Raw genomic sequence first — 19,721 nt, forward strand, 5'->3', positions numbered from 1 at the left:
AAATGCACAGTCAACAAAATAGGGAAGTTAAAACCTATAAAAAAACCTCAAACATTTTTGAGGATGTTTGAGGTTTTTACGCCAATTTAGTATTCACAAAATAGTCAACCTATTTTAGGACGTTACATTAAACCAATTGGAGGCTTTTGTTTCGATTTTACCACTTATATTGATCCATTCGCTTTTCAATGAATTCAAACATGACTTACCCTGTTATATCTTACTCAGCTCCTTCGCTATACTAATTTTTTCCCTATTTCAAACGAATTAAAAAATTACCACCGGGGGTGGAGTTTCCCAAGCGGGATCTACAGTAACATTAAAGGCCGCATTCGTTGAGAATAACGATCCTTCCAGTCTGGTTTTTTTGTTTGTGAAGAACATGCAGGTGAGATTTTTTTGTGCTACGATCTGTTCCCCCGCATATGCTATTATTTGGACCGAGCGACTTCCGCTTGCGAGGACATATGTAGATATTTTATTTGCACCCGTATAGGACGGAGTTATTCCGCTTATCTTATCAACATTACCACCACTGTTATCATTGTAAAAGCTATAAAAGGGTGCGTCGTCTACAATAACCTGAATACTTGTTATATTCGTAGGAACAACATCTTTAATCACCACATCCAAACCTGCAACGATTCTGGTTAATATTACTTGCTTATTTATTGCTTGATCTTCAACAGTAAATAAAACCTTTTTATAAAATATCTGGTCCACGGGTATAAAGGGAAGCGCTACTGAAGTCATGGTGTTGAAGTGGCATTCCGAATAACGCATATCAGGCCAATCTCCTCCTAGTCCTGCAATACGATAAAACGGGTGACCGCTGGCCACAATTATTGCAACGTAATGGCCTGGTTCGAATGCTGTACTTATAGTTCCAAAATTACTATCGGTAGGCTTGAATGAGCTGTTGAAAACTAAAGATCCGTCTGTTTCGCTCTCATCATCAAACTTATATATCTGGCAATATAGTTTAGGCGCATATTTTTTCAGCGTATCATCAGAGGCTATGTTGCTTGTTTTTTGCGCTTTTAATTCAGAAATGATTTCTTCAAATGCCTCCGTTTTGAACGTCACCTGTTGCTTTTTTTTCTCTTTTTGTTCAGGCTCTATTTCACTTTTGGAGCATGCAGAGGTAATTAGAGCCCCCAGTAGGAGGCTAAAATAAAGTAGTTTCATGTTTAATTTTTTCCAGGGGATCTTATTCCCTTTTTTTCAGATCTAGTTTATGGTTCTATTGATTAGAAAGGGATAACTGGTCCCGGCTCGTCCCAAGCAGGATCTATTGTCACTGCAAATTGAGCATCAGAAGAAAATAGCTTACCTTTCAAACTCGTCTTTCTATTGGTAAAGAAGGTACAGTTGATAACTTTTTCGGCCACGATTCCATCTGGTGAAAGTGCTCTTATTGTTACTTTTCTGGAACCATTAGCCAATACAAACATTGATATGTTTTTTTTACCTGGGAACTGCTGAGGATAGAACCCAGCTATTTTATCAACATTAGTAGAGCGAGTATCAGTCTTAAAACTGTACATGGCGGCATCGTCAACTATTAAATCTATTGAAGTAACGGTTGAAGGTATCTCATCAGTAATAGAAAGATCAAGCCCGGCAACTATTCGTTGCATGGTCACTGTTTGATTTACTGGTTGCTGAGCAACAGAGAATAGTACTTTTTTGTAAAAGATCTGATCAACAGGAGTGTGCTGATCGGTCATCGCGGAGACAGTATTAAAATGCGAATTGGAATATATCTCATCTAAAGAGCCACTACCCAGTCCCGCTAGACGATAAAACATATGACCACTTCCTACAAATATCGCGACGTAGTTTCCTGAAGCAAGTGAGGTGTCTATTTTCCCGAAGGCTTGTTCTGTAGAAACCTGGGTTTTTGAGTAGACCAAATAAGCTTCTTCTGGATTTTCATCCGAGAATTTATAGATCTGGCAGTAGAGTTTCGGAACATACTTTTTAAGGCTATCATCAAGAAGGGAACTGCTCTTTCTGTTACTTTCGAAAGTTTCCACACTCTCTAAAAATTGTGACGTTTGGAATTTAACCTTGTAGAGGCCTTTTTCTGCTTGTGGTTTAAGATCTGATTTGTGGCATCCAGCAACTATTATTAATAATAGAAGTTGGAAATAGATGTAGATGTTTTTCATTGTGAATGATATTTGTTTTTAAATAATTAGTTAGAGAAGTTGTCTGGCAGACATCAATCGTTAGGCAGATTATTGTGTCAGGTAAGCAAAATTAAACTTATCATCAGTTGATAGCTTTATCAAATTTCTTATAAATAATAACAGAAGGAACACTAATGTTAGTTGTAATTTGAAAGGTGCTCATAGATGTAGATTTAGATGGACATACTTCACAACTAAAATTGCGAATGGTAGGTGGATCGCAATGGTAGTGAGAAGATTAACTAAAGTTATGAAGCTGGTTTGATACTTTTATGACACTTGAAACTTTTAGTAATATTGTAAAAATGCGGGGGTATAATTGAATAATGTGAATAGGCGGGAACTCTTTTCATAAGTATTTGAGAAATATTCAAAGTTAGTTGATATTTCCAGATTAGGTTTTCGGAAGCAGTCTTACAAAAAGAAAAGGAGGGTTCTAAAACCCTCCTTTTCTCAGTAACGTATTTTTACCAAAGTTTATTTGGGTAAGTTCCGTTTTCGATCAAAGCAGATAAACTTTGTTGAACGATTGGCTTATCTTCTTTGTAAGTAACACCGAACCATTTAGAAGCAGTTGGAATCACTTTGAAATTAGCTTCACCAGTTTTAACTAGTTCTTCAGCCATTAACGGAATGAAGAATTCTGCTTTAGGGTTGTTCTCATTTGCCTCAACAAAGCGTTTGAACATTGGCTCTGCTTGTTTGAATATAGCAGGAGTAAAGCCCCAAAAATTCATGGAAGCACGTGCATCATCGTCTAATGGAGTTGTAGTTCCATCTTCATCTTCGTAAACGATAACTCCGTCTTTTTCATATACTTTTGTACGTTCGTTAATTTGTACTAGGTTACCCTCAGGAGATACTTTACAGATACCACGTGAAACTGATCCATGTTCAGATAAAGTTTTATCTACTTGATACCCCATAAGAGAGAAATAATCATCTCTAACTTCTGAGGTTAGGAACTGAGCCATTTTTTCGAATGCCTCATAGCCGTAGAAATCATCCGCATTGATTACGCAAAAAGGCTCTTTCACTTGACTGGATGCTTCTAGTACAGCATGTCCTGTTCCCCATGGTTTTTGTCTTTCAATTGTCTTATCAATACCGTATTTAGACAGGTCATAGCTTTGAAATACGAAGTCGATCTCAACTTTTCCCTCTAATTTTGGAGCGAAAATGCCTTTAAAGCTCTCCAAAAATTCTTCGCGAATAATAAATGTTACTTTTCCGAATCCTGCACGAATTGCATCGTAAATAGAATAATCGATAATAGTTTCGCCATTTGGGCCGAAGCCATCAACTTGTTTCATGCTACCATAGCGACTCGCCATTCCTGCAGCTAAAATTAGTAAAGTGGGTTTCATGCAGTAAAAATATAAAATGGATTGTTAATTAATAATTATCAAGAATAAACTTTGTTATAATTATTTTATCGTAATAATGTTTGCTCTTTCCTGCGAAAATTTCATTTTAGTTTAGGAGAAGGTGCTAGAGGTTAGGCAAAAAGAAAAAGGCTATACATTTTTTTTGTACAGCCTTTCTCTGAGAGTCCTATGTTATTTATAACGCACTCGATGCGAAAATATTTTAATTTACCTTATATATCTGAAATCCTGTCCTTCTTCTATCTTCAATAAGGATTCATATATAAGACGGATCACATTATCTACATCCTCTTTGTGCACCATTTCCACAGTAGTATGCATATACCGAAGAGGTAAGGAGATCAGAGCGGAAACTACTCCATCATTTGAATAAGCAAAGGCATCTGTGTCAGTTCCTGTCCACCGTGAAGAAGCCTGCCGTTGGAACGGAATTCCTGCTTGCTCGGCTGCAGCGATCAATAGGCGATTTAAGTTATTATGAACGGATGGTGCATAGGATACAACTGGTCCTTTCCCTGCTGCAAGATCGCCTTGTGCAACTTTGTTGATCATCGGCGTCTGAGTGTCGTGGGTTACGTCTGTAACGATAGCAACATTTGGCTTGATCCTGTTTGCAATCATTTCAGCTCCCCTGAGTCCAACTTCTTCCTGTACGGCATTCACAATGTATAGTCCGAATGGTAATGCTTTGTTATTCTCTTTTAGCATACGGGCCACTTCTGCAATCATGAACCCACCCACACGGTTGTCTAATGCCCGGCCTACGTAATAACGGTTATTTAGGATGAGGAATTCATCCTCATAGGTGATAACACACCCAACGTGGATACCTAATGCTTCAACTTCTTCTTTTGTGGTACATCCGCAATCAAGGAAGATGTTTTTTAAGGTTGGAGCTTCTTCTTTTTCCCCGTTTCTGGTATGAATAGCAGGCCAGCCGAATACTGCTTTTACGATTCCTTTATCCGTATGTATATTAACACGTTTTGAAGGTGCTATTTGATGGTCAGACCCACCGTTTCGGATTACATATATTAATCCATCTTTTGTAATATAGTTTACGAACCAGGAGATCTCATCACAATGCGCTTCGATAACTACCTTATATTCCGCCGTGGGATTAATTACACCTACTGCCGTTCCGTAATTATCTACATAATATTCATCTACGAAGGGCTTAATGTAATCTATCCAAAGCTGTTGCCCGGTCCACTCAAAGCCAGTAGGGGAAGGTGTATTAATATAATTTTCCAGGAATTTTAGTGATTCTTCAGTAACAACCTGCACATGTTTGTCTTCTTTATCTTCTGCCATGCTATGTATTTTTTAATAGATTTGAAATGTAATAATTCCTGTATCAATAAATGTAAAAAAATGAAAATGTTTAAAAGAGGTTTTCCTTTTTCACTCCTTAATGTAAGGATAGTTTACCCGCGTTAAATAGAGCCCACAAGCTGGAACCGAGGTGCCAGCGTTTGATCGATTTTTACTTTGAATAATAGTATGCAGTTCATTTACTGGTAACTTGTGCCGACCAACGTCAATAAGAGTTCCGACAATGGCTCTCACCATATTTCTTAAAAAACGGTCGGCAGATATATGAAAAATGTAACCTTCCTCAGTCTTTTCCCAATTAGCTCTGCTTATCTTGCAATTATTAGTGAAAACCTGTGTGTTCGATTTACTAAAGCAGCTGAAATCGATGTACTGAAATAAAATTCCGGCAGCATTATTCATCTCTTCTATATCTAGATCATCTCTTAGCAAGCAAGAGTAATTATGTTTAAATGGATTTTTCTTGGTGTGAATCCTGTATTCATAAGAGCGACTGCTTGCGTCGAAGCGTGCATGCGCTTCATTTGAAACTTCGATGAATCTAAAAACGGCTATATCAAAAGGGAGTAAGGCATTCACTCCATTTATCTCCTTTTGCTCCCGGGAGATTTCTTTATCAACCAGATCAAAATGGGCGAAGAACTGGCTCGCATGCACTCCTGTATCAGTACGGCCACATCCTACTGTTTCTATAGTTTGTCTAAAGAAGGTCGACAGCGCTTTATCTAGTTTTTCCTGTACGGAGGTAGCATTGGGTTGTACCTGCCATCCGTGATATTCAGTTCCGTTATAGGCAAGTTCAATGAAATAACGAGTAATTTTCTGCACTTTCTAATTTCGTTTTCTTTTTCCAAATCGAACTTTTAATGAATTCTTTGTTTGTTTTCTTTGGAGATTTAAAAGTGAAAAATTTCTCTAAGTTTGCAACACTTTAATATTGAATTATGATACAAAGAATACAATCAGTCTGGCTGTTTCTGGCTTCTATAGCTATTTTTCTACTATTTCTTTTCCCTTATATACAATTTGCAGATCCTGCAGGAATTTATAAAGCAATTAAAGTAACAGGACTTTATAAAGCAACAGGAGAAGGTGCAGTTATTGAGCAGGCTTTTACCGGGTTAACCATAGGTACAGTTATCGTTGGATTAATTCCTCTTGCAATTATCTTTTTCTTCAATGATAGAAAAAAGCAATTAAGCTTCTCTTATATAGCCATCATTATCATTTTAGCTTATAGCTTCTGGCTAGTTGAAACAGCAAAAAATTATGTAGGAGACCTCAACCTTCAGATGCAAAATTATGGACTGGGTGTATTCCTTCCTTCTCTTGCTATCCTTTTTTTGGTGCTGGCTACAAGGGGAATAAGGAAAGACGAAAGACTAGTAAAATCTGCCGACAGGTTAAGATAAACCGAAATTAAACTATAATAAAGCCCGGAAGTAATGCTTTCGGGCTTTTTTGTTTGCAGGATTTCTATAGTTGCAGGAAAATGCAAAGACCCTTAAGTTTTAAAGCTCTACAACTTTAAACCGTAGTGTAATTTTTACAATTGGCGATCTCCCCTTATTTATTTAAGATATAACTTAGTAGGTCAACAGATGACCTGCAAACTAACATGAAAAGATATCTATTCTTCTGCTTTTGCTTATTAATCTTCTCTTCTACCTATGCAAAAGACCAGGATCCTAAGTGGACCAAAAAGGTTGGATCTGCTAAGCTAAGCTTCAGGAAAGCAATCTATAATGTGAATAATTACGGTGCAGTTAGTGATGGAAAAACCCTGAATACAGAGGCGATTCAAAAAGCCATCGATGACTGCGCAGTCAAGGGGGGCGGAACTGTCACCTTCAAACCGGGGAAATATTTGAGCGGGGCAGTATTTGTAAAGGAAGGAGTTCACTTCCGTATTGATAAAGGAGTCGAACTTTTAGGAAGTTCAGATATAAAGCATTTTCCTGAAATTGATACTCGTATTGCAGGTATTGAAATGCCCTGGCCCGCTGCCCTGATCAATATTATTAAGCAGAATAAGGCAGCAGTATCTGGTGATGGAATTGTTAATGCACAAGGAAAGCCCTATTGGGATTACTACTGGAACCTTAGAAAGGAATACGAAGCAAAGGGTTTGCGTTGGATTGTGGATTATGATGCAAAACGTCCCCGTATGTTCTTAGCCCAAGAGTCTTCTAATATCTTATTATCTGGTATCACTTTTCAGCAAGCTGGTTTCTGGACAGTTCAAATCCTCTATTCTGATCATGTTACTATTGATGGAATTACTATACAAAATAATATAGGGGGGCATGGTCCGAGCACTGATGGGATTGATATCGACTCGTCCACCTGGGTTTTGATCCAGAATTCGGATATAGATTGTAATGACGATAACTTCTGTTTAAAATCCGGTAGAGACTGGGACGGACTTCGTGTAAACAAACCCACCGAATATGTGCTAATTCAGAACTGTGTTGCCAGAGCGGGAGCAGGATTATTAACACTGGGTAGTGAGACCGCAGGTAGTATCAGACACGTTATGGCGAGAAATCTGAAAGGCAATGGTACCAGTAATGGCTTAAATATTAAGTCGGCGACCACCAGAGGCGGTATAGTAGAAGATATTCATTTCAAAAATATTGAGTTGAAAGATGTTGGTGTAGCTGTTAGAGTAAGTATGAATTGGAATCCTGCATACAGCTACTCAACCCTGCCTGCAGGGTACAATATGGAAACAGTTCCTCAACATTGGAAGGTGATGCTTACTAAGGTAGAGCCAGTAGAAAGGGGAATTCCGAAATTTAAGGACGTACATATGTCTAACATTACAGTTGATGGGGCAAAAGGTGCAGCTATCGTAGCTGAAGGGCTAAAGAATTCCTTATTAAGCAATTTTACGTTCGACAATTTCAGCGTCTCAAATGCTACTAAGGCAGGAAGTGTTTCATTTGCTGAAGGCTGGAAGATTAGCGGGACGAGTATTTTAACTAAAGATGGTAGTAAAGTGACGGTGAAGAATTCTACTAATGTAAGTTTCTGATCTATTTCAATAATGAGAAAACGCAGGCTGTCTATGGGAGCCTGCGTTTTTTATTCTTAAACTTTAGTCTGTTAAGATATTCTCTTTAGGCATCGTAAACTGCCTGTTTTCTGTTGTCTTTGGTATACCGAAATAGAAGTATAGGGTTCGTTTGATCGGCGTATTTACAACATTCAGTTCGCTTAATGGTCCTAAAACCTTTGTATTTGGGCTAATGTTCAAACCTAGCTTCGTTCCGATCGGAGGTATCCTATCCAGAAAAGATAGATCTCCAACAGGAAGTTCGGGATGAGGTTTAATTCCGCTCAGTCCATAGAAGTTGAATAATCGCACAAACATATCATCATTAGGGCTAGCTACAGTGAATTTGCCTTCCACCGTATTTAGCTCCATCCAAACCACATCTGCGAAGTAACCTTTAAACTCAGGGTACAGCCAGGGAGCCCGACCGGTCTGGGTATCATTATTCCTATTTTCAAAAACGTTGTAGGTTGTTCCGAACATCCGGTTCTTCCACACTCTTGATGGTCCTTTTCCTAACCATTTTGCCCCCAATACAAAGTTTTCGGGATAGTTAAAGCTAACGCCACTAAACCAGTAATTGCCGTTAAGAGCATACTCGTAATCCATTTGTAGCAGACCATTTGGAGACATTCTCCATTTCACGTATTTCAAGTCGCCCGAGTAAGATGACTCAATAACGTGCTGTTCACCTTCCTGGTAGTGTTTCAGACCATTAAAAGTAGCATTTCCACTCACCAAAACAGGTCCATTGTTAAAGGACAGTTTATAGTTATTGTTATCATTTGCAACGCCAGCTAGTCTTCCAGTCTTTCTATTGAAACTGATAGAGATGCCAGCCGCTTTCATAGTCAGGAGACTGTCTGCTTCGTTCACAGTTACTGCGGGTCCCGCTTTTACACTTAATACGTTTTCCAGTAACTGTGCATTTGATTTTACCTTCCAGGTCCAGCGGTAGAGCTCGTTACCCTGAGGATCCAAAGCTGTAAGTGCTAACGCGTCGTAGTTTTTCCAATCCTCTGGCAGGATAACTCTCAACGTTCCCTTTGCAGTTGGAGCTACGTTTGGAGCATTTACAGCAGCTTTTTTCGCTACAGTATAGCCAGCAGTAGATTCATCGCGCTTTTTGAAATTAATCAGCTCCCACTGGAAAGAGCATTGGTTAAGGTTAGTGAAGTGGAAGCGATTCTCAACAGGTATTTCTCCTTTAAAATTAGAAGGCAGGTTTTTTAGCGTAATGCGCACAGGAGAGTATATTTCCCTTATAGCATAAAAACTGCCTTCTTTTTCACGGTGCGGACCTACAATTCCATCTGGGGCATTGACCCCATTAACATCAAGCATGTTATTTTGATCTGTACGCATGATACCTTCATCCGCCAGGTCCCAAATAAATCCTCCTGCTCCTCTTTTCGAATTCCAGTGAAGTTCCCAGAAATCAGCCAGACCAGCTCCTGCACCTCCATCGTCTTGTGCATGCAGGAATTCAGTCACCATATAGATGTTAGTATCGGCAAGAATCTTTTGTGTACTGTAATAATCCTCATAATGATTACAATCGATGCCATTGATGGCATTGCCTGGTTTATGATGAGCGTGAATAACTGTCCTTTTTGCCAAGTCATATTTAGCGTAGTCATCATCCAGATCGAAGTTGTGCCCTCCTTCATTTCCATTGCTCCAGAGGATTACAGATGGATGATTAGCATCACGGATTACCATTTCTTTAACCAATGGCTCACCTGCCTTTGTACTATATGCCTTTTGCCAGCCAGCCAATTCATCTAATACATAGATTCCAAGAGAGTCACAAAGGCGAAGAAAATTTTGGTCAGGAGGATAATGTGAACAACGAACTGCGTTCATATTCATTTCCTTGATCAGTTTTACATCTATAAGGTCGGCTTCCGGAAATGTAGCTCTTCCATACTCTGGCCAGAACACGTGCCGGTTTACCCCCTTCATCTTGATTTTAGTGCCATTCAGATAGATCCCGTCTTGTTTTCTTACCTCAATGGTTCTGAATCCAAATTTATCTGATGTTTTATAGATAGTATTCCCAGCGCTTTTTATAGAAACGTTTGCTGTATATAGGTTCGGCGTTTCTGCACTCCATAAAAGTGGTTTTTTGACTATGGTTTTTAAATTAATAACTGAGTCTTTACCAGTAGTCTTTGCATTTGCTGTTCCTATAACTTTGCCTTGTTTATCAACTATTTCAGCGATTATATTCCTTCCTGGCTCAGTGTTTTTTAAATAGACATTCATGTTGAATGTACCATTGGCCTTGGCATCAATAGCAGTCCATTCTATATTCTCTTTCGGCAGAGCTTCTAGATAAACAGGTCTGAATATTCCTCCAAAAACCCAGTAATCCGCCAAGCGTTCCGCATTATTAACAGAATTGTCGGCAGACATTTTACTAACCGTTGCTTCGAGCAAGTTTTTCTGGCCGTACTTTAGCTTGTCACTGATGTTATATTTAAACCGGTAAAAGGCTCCCTGGTGAACTGGTCCTGCCGTCTTCCCGTTAATTTTTACTTCGGTGTCTGTCATAGACCCCTCAAATACTATATAGACATCTTTTCCCTGCCAGTTTGCTGGCACATCAAACTGGTGCTTATATAATCCCTTTTCGTCTTCGAAGTGGAAATTTTTTCCATAGGTAACATAGTCCCTGCCATAGTTATATCCGCCAAATCCCTGCTGTTCCCAATGGGAAGGAACCTGAATAGAGGTCCAAAAGCCACTCTGTCTGCCTCCGGTAGCCCAAAACTCCCAGGTCTTTGTGTTTTTTACATCGGTACCTGAAAGGTACTGTACTTGTTTTGTGACTTCAGACTGGGCTATGACGTTTGCTGTAACTCCAAGAGATGCGGCAAGAACATAAATCCCTTTTTTTAAGTTCATAGTAATTCTTATTTTCTTTTATTGATTGGTTGCTGTTTAACTTTATTCAGGGTTTATTGTAGTCAAAGGTGTGATGGTAACAGGGCCAAGCATTCCCGATGCCCGTGGTTCCCAGTTGGCTGCTGTAAATAGTCCATCTTTTCCCGAGTTTTCTTTTCTCCTGGCCGGCATATTCGTATTATAGAATTTTTTCCAGTTTACATTGTTCTTATCAAGATAAATAACTCTGTTTGCCATAGAGTTGGTTACAAAGACCTCCAGCTTATTTTTTTTCTTAAGAAAATCCGCCGGAATTTCTAGCTGATAAATCGGGCCTATTAAGGTCGATAATTCCTGCCCATTTAATAACACTTTCGCACTCTCTTCTACAGTTCCCAAGTCAAGCAACCAGCTAGTTGCATTTCCAGCTGGTCTTTTAAATTGAATAGAATACTTTGCTGTTCCTGAAAAATCTTTCACACCTTGAATAGGAAGTGTTGTCCAGGAAGTAAGTGTTTTTAATGTAGTTGCTTTAGGAAGTAAAGGGCCGCCACTTTCAAAATTTACTTTCCAATCGCCGCCAATGACTGTACCAGCGGTTTTAGCTTTAGTATAGACATAAGGAGCACCACTTACAGGCCTATCGGAAGTTTCTAAGATACAGCTTTCTCCTTTAGTCAATTGCAAGAAAACCTCTGTTGAAGTGCCAGACGAATTGCGAATAGCAGCGTAACCAGTTTTTTCTGTCATTGGATTAAACAGAGCAACAGAGGTTGCTGAAGTTTTTACAGGCACCCAGTTGTTAATATCCTTATTGCCAGAATTGATGATAAAGTAATAGTACCCATGGTCGTGCCTTCTTCTAATGAATTGAATCCCCTGATCTACCATGGTTTCTGCTTGCACGTTTGCGGCTTTTAATGCTTTGTCCAGTTCATCTGTCAAATAAACTGCTCCCTTTCCTATACCAGCTTTTGTCAGTCCGGGTACACCGGTTTCTGAAAAGGCAAACTGACCTGTAACATGTTTGAAATCCGCTCTCCTTTGCTCCAGCCAATTCCCGAGTCCGGGAACGTCTTCAGGCGTACTTTTAAAAAATATCACAGTTGCTCCGCTTCTCGCTAAATCGGCGAGTTTCTGATACGTAGCCAAAGGCATAAATTGGGTTTGAGGTACTACAATGGTTTTATAGAAAACATCCGCTGTTTTAATCAGTGTGTCTGCTGTAGCTAGATTAAAAGTTTGACGATCAGATATAAAATCAAAACTATACCCCTTTTCCTGCAAAAACTTCGCGTTTTCCTCTACACTGTTACCCTTGAACCCTTTTTCCACACCATCGTAATGCTGAAGAAGTGTTCGCCCGGGAGTTGCAAATGAGTCATATATAGGGAGATAAAGTAAAATGTCGTTTGAGGGCTTTCCAGACTGAAGAAAGGATTGGGCTCTTGCGACATAGTTGTTGAGCTTGCCAAAGTCTTTCCAGAAAGGGTTATTTGGCGTGAAATGCACCGCTGCGTAGAAGAGCCATCCTGGCCAGGGATCATTTTGAGGAGTATAGTTTGCTCCATGATAAAAGCTGTGGTTCACTCCTCCCAGAAAAAACAGGTCCATTGCTTTTTTGATATCTCCTAGTTTGGATAGGAAATGCTCATTCTCCCAGGTGGCAGACTCTGACGAAGTAAGGAGTTTCCCAGTAACGTGAGCTGCGGATGAGGCAAATTTTATTCTTAAAATATCTGTTCCTTCTATTTCTGGAATATCCGTAGCTGCGTAAAGGTCCAGAATGTTCGCAGGAGAACCATGCGCCTGGTTCCTTATCATAGATCCCCGGTTCTTGGCCCATTTATGCCAGGTTTCGGTATAATTTTCAAGAAGGAGATCTGAAACTGTTTCTCTATAGTCAGAAAGTACCCGTTGGTTTTTCTCCTTACTGTCTTTGCCAAATAATGCTGGTAAGTAGTTCTTGAGGTCGTATCCCCGTCTCTTTTTAAATTCAGAAAAAAAATCAGGAGTCCAGTTTGCTTCACCTTGTGCATCGTCTACCTCATAAGAATCATTAAAAAATGCGCGTATACCAGAAACGTCCTGTTCTTTAAATTTTTCGTTGAAATGGTTTAAATAGTTATTCGTTGCATTTTTTGAGAAATGGTCGATAGCATAACCTTCTCCTCCTGGTCCAGCTCGTTCAACCATTTTACCGTGCATCCCTATAAAGGCAGCATACAAGCTCCAGCTGCCTTTAGGAGCTACGCAGTTTAAGTTCCCTTTGTCGTCAACATATTTAATCAAGTCTAAAGCTTCACCCTTGTCGGAGTAAGCCATCAAAGCTTGTAGAGGTAAGGCCTTTGGAAAGCGTACCTGATCAAAAGCGTGAAGCTGAAGATTAGGATTGGACGCGATTGGCTCTTTCAATCTAGAGATCTCAATACGTTCTCCCACCGTTCTGACTAATGCTGACTGCCAATATGTTACCGGTTCTTTTAGTTTTTCCCCAGATTTTAAATTGTAGGTCTTGAAGGCAATGTATTTACTAGCATCTTCGTCGCTAACCCAAGGGCCGCCGAACGGCCAGCCAGAAGCTTGTGCCATATCTACCCCCAAATTGAGACGCTTGCCTTCTGCCAGCGTGTGTTTTAGGGCGTTTATCCAATCAGGAGAAAGGAAGTTTATAAATAACTTCTCATTACCCTTTACCCCATAAATAGGGGTTATTTCTACACCTCCCAGTCCCACCTTCGAATATTCGTTCAACATCCAGGTCAAGTCTTTGTTATTTACAGCGCTACCTTCCCACCACCAACGGGTCCAGGGTTTGTTCTGTTGTGTGATCTTCGGCCATTCTGGTTTGGAAGTCTGAGCACTTGCCAAACCGTTCAATGCCAGTGCTGCTAGTGTTAAGATTACTCTTGAAAATTTCTTACTCATCAAATATTATTTCAGGTAAATTAAGGAGTGTAGGGATGGTAAAGGACTATAGTCTCTTATCATCTGCCTTCTTGTAGCTTTTATTTGGTATGGATTTGCTCGCGACAGAGCTGTAGTCTTTCACATTTTTTAAAACTACCAAGGCTGCACCAGGAGCCCTTTGTGCCTCTACATTATTAAGTTCAATATTTTTGACGTCGTCAATGATAATTGCAGGACGAGTTTCTTTACCAAGGAAACTAAGCTCGACATTATCCATCTGAATATTTTTAGCATGACGGATAAAGAAACCATACGAAGGGATCACCCCAAACTTTTGGGGCTCAGGATAGGAACCTTTAGAGTCTTCCGGAACAACTTTTTGAATAACACTTTCAGCTGAATCTATAGGCCGGTAGTAAATTCTAATGTTGCTTAGCTTAACATCTTCGATATCTCTTTCCTCATCGCCTAAAATTAGTGAGGAGAAATGCGAATCTGCGTTATATACCACGAAATTGCTGATGTTAATCCGCCTGAGCTGGCCTTTAGGAGTTCCCTCAGGAGCTCGCATGCGCCTTCCGAGTCTTAAGAATATAGGAGAATTAACAATATCCCTCATCGTGATATTCGAAATAGTTACGTCTTCCAGTAGGCCTCCATCTACTGTTTCAAGTGCTAGTCCCCTGCAATAATCAAATACACAATTAGTAATAGTAATATTCTTAAATCCTCCGTTAGATTCCGTTCCAAATTTAATTCTACCTGTGGGCCCTTCTTTATCCGGAACTAACTGGCTTTCTTTTCGTTCAAAAGTGCCTTTTATGAAGGTCCCTCTATCATATCCACTAACCTGGCAATTGGTGATAGTAACATTTTCGGTGGCGCGTGGGAATCCGAGTGCATATGAACTTTTTAAACATATGCCATCATCAAAAGGAGAGTTTACGCTACAGTCTGAGATGCGAACGTTCCTGCAGCAGTCTACATCTATCCCATCGCGATTAGTGTCGATCTTTAAATTATTGATCGTGAAGTTATCTATCCCTGTTGCCAGGATGCCAAAATGGCCTCCGTAAAGGATAGTGAAATCTCTCAAAATAACATTTCTGCATAATTTTAGTGCAATAGCTTTATTTCCTATTGGTGCTTTGTAAGGACCAAATCGGGTCAGTCCTTTTCCATAAATAGTACCGGGGCCAAGAATAGATATATTGTCTAAATTCTCACCCCAGATCAGGCTATTGTGCCAATGGCTATGTCCAAAATCCTGGTAAATATCGTTGGATGCGGGCTCGGGTGCATCATAGCCTTGATCTCCTTTTGGTTCTGCAGCCAGGATTGTAGCTCCCTGATCAATGTATAGAGAAATATTGCTTTTTAAACGGATTGAATAGCTAGGATAAGTTCCTGCTGGAAAAAATACAGTTCCTCCGCCTTGCTGTCCTGCTGCTTCAATCGCTTTGTTTATCGCTTCAGTATCCATCGTTCCACCATCTCCTTTTGCACCAAAATCTTTCACATTGAAGACAATGGAGGCGCCAAAGGTTGTTGAAGAAAAGACAGCGCAAATTATTACTGCCAAAATTTTTCGCATCTGAACAAACTTAATTTCCATCCGGCTTAATAGTAGATTTTGAAGGACTGAGAGGCCAATAAAAAGATGTGATTAAATCTGGTTGAGCAGGGTCAAAGCCTTCGAAGTTAATGATATATTTCGTTAGACCTAGTTTAATGTCTTTCATACCCTGAACTACACATTTTGCCATTTCAAAAGCACCAAATGGGTTAGGGTGAGTATTATCCACCTGAGGGTTATGAGCAAATGCTTTCTCCGACTCTCCCGGTCCCCAAGCTTCATACAGAACCTTAGTCATCTTATTCAAATCGATCAGAGGGACATTTTCCTCTCTTGCAACTTGCCGACAGGCGGCAGGATAGTCTCCTAATGTTTCGTTTATCTGCCCATTTTCATTGAAGTTTCTCCTTTGAATAGAGGTTACTATAACCGGAATCCCCCCTTTCTTACGTGCCTCTGAAATGAAGTACTTTAAATCTCTTTTATAGCTTGTAAAAGGCCCTATTCCTTCTCCTTTCTGTTTCTGGTCATTGTGCCCAAATTCAATGAACAGGTAATCCCCTTTGCGCATCTGGCTTAAGATCTTTTTCAAACGGTTACCTGCAAGGAAATTACTAAGAGTCTCTCCTGACTCAGCATAGTTAGCCACAGAAATCTTCTTCGGTTCAAAAAAAGCAGGAAGCATCTGGCCCCATGCAGCAAACGGCTCGTTGGCCTGATCAACTACGGTCGAATTTCCTGCAAGAAATACTCTGGTAGGTTTTTTTGCCCTTGTTATTTCTACGGCAGCTACTTTCGGATTGGCACCATTGAATTCTAATGTTAATTGGTCATCCCAGTGAAAGTAGTCGAATTCGCGAGGCTTCAGCTTAACTTTTTCAGTAGTACCAGGAATCTCAGGTCTTCGTATGTGAACTGTAAATGTCTTTTCCTTTATTTCTCCCTGTCGTGTAAGCTCTTTATAGATCATTACTCGCCGGCATTCTGCCCTCACTGTCTGCTCAGATGTACCTTCTTTATCTCCCAGTATTACTTTTACATCATAGTCCCCTTCAGGAAGATCTACACTAAAGTAGAAGGGCTGATTGCTCGTTATAAAGTCGTTTTTCAGAGCATCTTTTCCATGTGCCATTCCGGTTAATGAAGATCCGGGCAGAAAGCCATAGCCTTTTTCTTTTGAGTAGGTTGTTTCGGGAAGAACCTGGGTGTACCCCTTTTTTAATTCTCCTGGTCCAAAATCAAACTTCCTGCTCTGAGAATATGCTATGCCTGATGTAAAAATACAAGCTAGTAATGCAGCTGATACCTTCATTTCTGTTTTGTAAGATAATATAGATTGAGAAATTAATACGAAAGCCAGCATTACAGCCGGCTTTCTTTTATTGATTATTTTGTTATCTGTACTGAACTGTCGTTAATAGCAAAAGGATGAATCTGCAGCATCCTGAATATTTCAGCTCCGGCAAGTAATACCGGACCGTATCCATGGGCCGCATATACATTGATAGGGCGGTAGAAGTAAAAGGCCGGATCAAAACCCATTCCTGTTCCAACGCAGGTACCTTCTACCTGACCTTTAGAATTCACTTTTGTACTTACTGCGTTCCATGCCAACAACGCCGCGGGACCATATGCTTTCGCATCTAACCAACCTTTATTGACGGCTCTTGCTAAACAATAGGCATATATTGCAGTAGCTGACGTTTCTAAATATGTTTCATTACGATCTAAAAGCTGATGCCAAAAACCAGTTCCATCCTGCCGCGCAGCGAGGCCGGCTGCATGCTTTTTTAACATATCTAAAATTTCAGCCCTTCCTGGATGATTTTCAGGCAAGGCATCCAAAAGTTCTATTTTGGTAAGAATAGCCCATCCGTTTGCTCTTCCCCAATGAAATTGCGGATGAGGGTACATTTCCTGCACCCAGCCATGCATATATAGTCCTCGTTCATTGTTAAACATCCGCTGTGAAAATTGGCGGTATTGTTTTACAGCCTCATCGAAGTACTTCTTATCGCCCGTCAGTACTCCCATTTGTGCAAGAGCAGGCAGGCTCATATAAAGATCATCTAACCAAAGGGTATTGGGTTGGGGCCGATTACGTGCAAGAGTCCCATCGGTTAAACGAAATTCTTTTGTCATTATATAATTTATGAAGTTATCGACAGAAGGGCGAATGTCTGATTTTAACTGACCCGTTCTTAATGTCTTGATAAAGGAAGCTGTTAATGCACCGCCATCATCCAAGGCATGCGGATGTAAATAGGAGCGAACAGGAGTAGGAGCATCAGGATTCTTTTTTGTAAATTCTTTAAAACCGTTAATTACTTCGGCAATAAAATTAACCCTGTTAACAGCATAGTCAGTATATTTTTTATCTCCCGTAGCTGCACCAGCCTCCAGCATACCAGTATAGGTAACTCCCCATTCATAGCTCAGGAGCCTAAAATCCCCTGGTTTAAAAATTGTATTTGAATTTGCTTTTTTATAGTCTGTAACTGTACTCTGGGTAGTCTTGTCTATCAGCTGAGTATGGGTCGTTTCGTTTAGATAGTTATAAACTTTATCCAAAACAGCTTTAACATCGCTCGGCTTTGTTTCTCCGTAAGGCGTTGGATACTCCGGCTTGAGCAAATGAAGGGGCGTTGTAGAGTCGTTCCCTTTTAAATTAGTGTACTGGGCAAATAAGGGAAAGCTTGTTAAGGTAAGCCCCATAGCGATTGTAATCTTAAATGCGTTTTTCCGGCCTTGGTAAGATAAAATTGGCATATAAAAGGTTATTAAATAAAAATTAGTTAATTATTTATAAGGTGACCTTAATGAAATGCATCCCCCATTCTTAATTAAATTCATTGTTCAAAAAAATTCGAACCAAGAATAAAGCTTTAACTCTATTTTTTGATCTGTGCGTGTGTTTGTTAATCGGTTGTGTTGGATAAAAGTAGAAAGATTCCTGAATGAAGCTATCCTGTGGTATCCTGAATGATATTATTTCTATTGTAATTGTTACAGATGCTCCAGTGGAAGTTAAAGGCCTTATTAACTATATCCAAATTGCTCGTGTATCAGTATTGTTAAAAATAGTTTAACGAGTTTTTTTTAATCTTGAAACTTGATAATGAACCGTGGCTATGATATGAACTGTTGTTAGTAGCCATGCTTATCAAATACTTAGAATAATCTTCGTCTGCGTAATTAATTTCAGAATTTAGAAATTAAGGCAATCTTAGTGCGAATGGAGAGTTATCCTTTTATAATCTGTAACCAATATAACCAGTTATGAGGCGTAGAGAGTTTATTACAAATACCCTTCTAATATCTGCTGCATCTTTTCTGCCTCAGTTTTCACTTGGTTTGGATGATCCCAAATGGAAGTCTCACATGTCTCCATTTGGAAAGAGGCTTAAACCAGTTGGGCGGGCATTGGAAATGGAAGGATATTATGTATGGTGCAACAGTCCGATAATGGGGCCTGACGGCAAGGTGCACGTCTTCTTCTCACGCTGGCCCTCAAAAAAGGGAATGGGGGGATGGATTAATAGCTCGGAGATAGCTCACGCGGTAGCTGATCACCCGGAAGGTCCATTTCAATATTTAAGTACAATTTTAGCTCCCAGGGGGCAGGGATATTGGGATGGTACTACCTGCCATAATCCTCATATCAAAATCGTTGATGGTAAATACTGTCTTTTTTTTATGGGCAACTCTAATGGGAAAACAAACACTAAAAGAATTGGGATGGCCATAGCGGATTCCTTATATGGACCCTGGAGCCGCCCTGAACACCCATTGTTAGAAGTCGGCCCGGAAGGAGCCTGGGACGATCATTGCACTACTAATCCTGCTTTTTTGAAGCATCCAAACGGTCAATATTGGCTTTACTATAAGTCATGGAACAATAATGATTATTACAACTCTAAAGATCCTGCGATCAGAGGAAACCGGAAATATGGCCTGGCAATTTCAGACAAGCTTGAAGGTCCTTACATAAAATACGCTGGAAATCCAGTTATTGACTACTCAGGTAAGGGTGGGAATAAGCAGTTTGAAGACGCTTTTGTTTGGATGGAAAAAGGGAGGTTTAATATGCTGGCCCGTGATATGGGAGTATATAACCAGGAAGTTGGATTGTATATAAGATCAAAAGATGGATTACAGTGGAACGACCCAAAAGTTGCTTTTGGTCCAGTTAGTGAGTATTTGCAGGAACCTCCTGCGCCTTCCCATCTAAAACGGTACGGGCGTTTAGAACGTCCACAAATATTATTTATTAAGGGAAAGCCTGCATATTTGTTTACAGCTTCCCAGGGAGGCAAATTTATGACGGCTTCTTCCTTTATCTTTAAAATATCCTAAAACGCATACATTCA

Annotated in this window: 14 protein-coding genes; 4 read left to right on the forward strand and 10 right to left on the reverse strand. The window is 39.9% G+C overall.

Going from position 1 to position 19,721, the window contains the following annotated elements; translation table 11 throughout:
• Positions 1-267: 267 nt before the first annotated feature.
• From J4N24_RS17015 to truA, 5 genes are all read right to left on the reverse strand, one after another.
• On the reverse strand, positions 268-1,188 hold the full coding sequence (locus tag J4N24_RS17015) for a hypothetical protein (protein ID WP_207534920.1): 921 nt from the start codon (positions 1,186-1,188) through the stop codon (positions 268-270).
• Between the two features lie 62 nt (positions 1,189-1,250).
• Positions 1,251-2,174: a FimB/Mfa2 family fimbrial subunit gene (locus J4N24_RS17020; protein ID WP_207534921.1), complete on the reverse strand. Its 924-nt coding sequence runs from the start codon at positions 2,172-2,174 to the stop codon at positions 1,251-1,253.
• 488 nt (positions 2,175-2,662) lie between these two features.
• Entirely contained in the window at positions 2,663-3,562 is a 900-nt protein-coding gene (locus J4N24_RS17025) for a nucleotidyltransferase family protein (protein WP_207534922.1), read from the reverse strand.
• A gap of 228 nt (positions 3,563-3,790) precedes the next feature.
• Positions 3,791-4,897 carry a M42 family metallopeptidase gene (locus tag J4N24_RS17030; RefSeq protein WP_207534923.1) on the reverse strand — a complete coding sequence of 369 codons (1,107 nt, stop codon included), beginning with the start codon at positions 4,895-4,897 and terminating at the stop codon, positions 3,791-3,793.
• 90 nt (positions 4,898-4,987) lie between these two features.
• Positions 4,988-5,746 (reverse strand): tRNA pseudouridine(38-40) synthase TruA, encoded by a 759-nt coding sequence (gene truA, locus J4N24_RS17035; RefSeq protein ID WP_207534924.1) that lies wholly within the window; start codon positions 5,744-5,746, stop codon positions 4,988-4,990.
• 116 nt (positions 5,747-5,862) lie between these two features.
• On the opposite strand from truA, the gene J4N24_RS17040 reads away from it, so the two are divergent.
• Both J4N24_RS17040 and J4N24_RS17045 read left to right on the forward strand, forming a co-directional pair.
• Entirely contained in the window at positions 5,863-6,330 is a 468-nt protein-coding gene (locus tag J4N24_RS17040) for a DUF4293 domain-containing protein (protein ID WP_207534925.1), read from the forward strand.
• A gap of 206 nt (positions 6,331-6,536) precedes the next feature.
• Entirely contained in the window at positions 6,537-7,955 is a 1,419-nt protein-coding gene (locus tag J4N24_RS17045; RefSeq protein WP_207534926.1) for a glycoside hydrolase family 28 protein, read from the forward strand.
• Positions 7,956-8,018: 63 nt separating this feature from the next.
• Here the strand turns inward: J4N24_RS17045 and J4N24_RS17050 are convergent, their stop codons facing one another.
• From J4N24_RS17050 to J4N24_RS17070, 5 genes are all read right to left on the reverse strand, one after another.
• Positions 8,019-10,886: a glycoside hydrolase family 2 protein gene (locus J4N24_RS17050; protein ID WP_207534927.1), complete on the reverse strand. Its 2,868-nt coding sequence runs from the start codon at positions 10,884-10,886 to the stop codon at positions 8,019-8,021.
• Positions 10,887-10,928: 42 nt separating this feature from the next.
• Positions 10,929-13,793 (reverse strand): glycosyl hydrolase, encoded by a 2,865-nt coding sequence (locus tag J4N24_RS17055; RefSeq protein WP_207534928.1) that lies wholly within the window; start codon positions 13,791-13,793, stop codon positions 10,929-10,931.
• Positions 13,794-13,839: 46 nt separating this feature from the next.
• On the reverse strand, positions 13,840-15,390 hold the full coding sequence (locus J4N24_RS17060; RefSeq protein ID WP_242691690.1) for a rhamnogalacturonidase: 1,551 nt from the start codon (positions 15,388-15,390) through the stop codon (positions 13,840-13,842).
• Positions 15,380-16,663: a rhamnogalacturonan acetylesterase gene (locus tag J4N24_RS17065; protein ID WP_207534929.1), complete on the reverse strand. Its 1,284-nt coding sequence runs from the start codon at positions 16,661-16,663 to the stop codon at positions 15,380-15,382. Before J4N24_RS17065 ends, J4N24_RS17060 begins: the two co-directional genes overlap by 11 nt.
• 74 nt (positions 16,664-16,737) lie before the next feature.
• On the reverse strand, positions 16,738-18,120 hold the full coding sequence (locus J4N24_RS17070) for a glycoside hydrolase family 88/105 protein (RefSeq protein ID WP_207534930.1): 1,383 nt from the start codon (positions 18,118-18,120) through the stop codon (positions 16,738-16,740).
• A gap of 188 nt (positions 18,121-18,308) precedes the next feature.
• Between J4N24_RS17070 and J4N24_RS25750 the strand changes: the two genes are divergently transcribed.
• Positions 18,309-18,440: a hypothetical protein gene (locus J4N24_RS25750; protein ID WP_256439385.1), complete on the forward strand. Its 132-nt coding sequence runs from the start codon at positions 18,309-18,311 to the stop codon at positions 18,438-18,440.
• A 190-nt stretch (positions 18,441-18,630) separates the two neighbouring features.
• Positions 18,631-19,707, forward strand: a complete 1,077-nt coding sequence (locus J4N24_RS17075) for a glycoside hydrolase family protein (RefSeq protein ID WP_207534931.1) — start codon at positions 18,631-18,633, stop codon at positions 19,705-19,707.
• Positions 19,708-19,721 lie beyond the last annotated feature (14 nt).

This window comes from Desertivirga arenae, assembly GCF_017355785.1.
Classification (GTDB): domain Bacteria; phylum Bacteroidota; class Bacteroidia; order Sphingobacteriales; family Sphingobacteriaceae; genus Desertivirga; species Desertivirga arenae.